The sequence below is a fragment of the Deltaproteobacteria bacterium genome, from assembly GCA_003194485.1.
Classification (GTDB): domain Bacteria; phylum Desulfobacterota; class Dissulfuribacteria; order Dissulfuribacterales; family UBA3076; genus UBA3076.
In genome coordinates, this window is record PQXD01000084.1 from 1 (window position 1) to 1,281 (window position 1,281).

The window sequence follows — 1,281 nt, forward strand, 5'->3', positions numbered from 1 at the left end:
GCCCCTTGCGATATTCTTTGCTTATGGCGATAACCTCCCATGAGCAAGTTTACCACGATCCCTTAACTGCTGAAGCCTTTCGCCTGAAAGGCGAAGGTTTTAGACCTGGCGCATGGAAAAATAAATTCCTCAATATCAGGGTGATCCACTCTCAAAACAGCCATATTGGCACCGCGCCTGGCACCGCCCTGCTTGACGGTCTCGGTGGCCACATCAAATATGGTCATAAAGGAGATCGGGCCGCTTGCGATCCCGTGCGTGGATTTGACCCTGTCTCCCCTGGGACGTATGCGCGAGAAGGAAAAGCCCGTGCCCCCTCCGCTCTTGTGAATCATGGCGGTATGCTGTATCGCCTGAAAAATGCTCTCAATGGAGTCCTCGATCGGAAGCACGAAACACGCTGCAAGCTGTCCAAGCTCCCTGCCCGCGTTCATCAGGGTCGGCGAATTGGGCATGAACCGCAGGGAGGTCATGATCTCATAAAAGGTCCCGGCAAGGGTGTCCACATCGGCATTCTCATCGTACAACAAATCTGCCCGGGCAATTGTCTCTGCCACTCTCCTGAACATATCTTCGGGCGTTTCAACAACTCTGCCGTGCTCATCTTTCTTAAGATATCTGCAGGCCAATACAACAAGTGCGTTGTCAGTCAGCGGCAGGTCTGTATCCGGAAGGGTACTGTCCGTATTTGATGAAGCCTGTCGGCTGGATTCCATTAAATTTGCCATTGATATATGCCCCTGTTTTTTGCAAGATCCATTTTTACAGCAGAACCATGAATAAATACCTAAAATGATCGGTTCCAGGTTCCAGGTTCCAGGTTCAGGGTTCAAAGGTTATAGTTTACTTTACAAGGGTTCCAGGTTCCAGGTTCAGGGTTGACAACCTTTGAACCTTGAACGGTGAACCTTCTTTATTGATGCGTTATCCTTTTGTTAACAGCCAGGCAGGGCCTCAACCGGAAACCGTGAACGTTGAACGCTCAACCTAAGGAAATATATACAATATATAGTAGATTACCGCTATTAGGAACACCAATTTTGTGTGGCTGTTATCTGTACCATAATAACAATGAAGGCGGTTGACATATATTTGCCTGGCATCTTTATTAAATTATTACTATATAGGTAAATATCCGGTGAACCCGTGGTCCGCTGTGGAAGTTGCCATCCGTGCCCTGCCGCAGGAGCGGTTTGCCTTTTGCAGGGTTTCGATCGCGGGCCGGATTGCACTGCCTCTCCGGTCCGCGATGAGTGAGCTTTGAAACCCGGAAAAAGGTAA

At 49.1% G+C, this 1,281-nt stretch carries 1 protein-coding gene; it reads right to left on the reverse strand.

Annotation, left to right across the window (positions count from 1 at the left end):
• Positions 1–62: 62 nt before the first annotated feature.
• Positions 63–716, reverse strand: a complete 654-nt coding sequence (locus C4B57_12265; protein ID PXF50210.1) for a hypothetical protein — start codon at positions 714–716, stop codon at positions 63–65.
• Positions 717–1,281 lie beyond the last annotated feature (565 nt).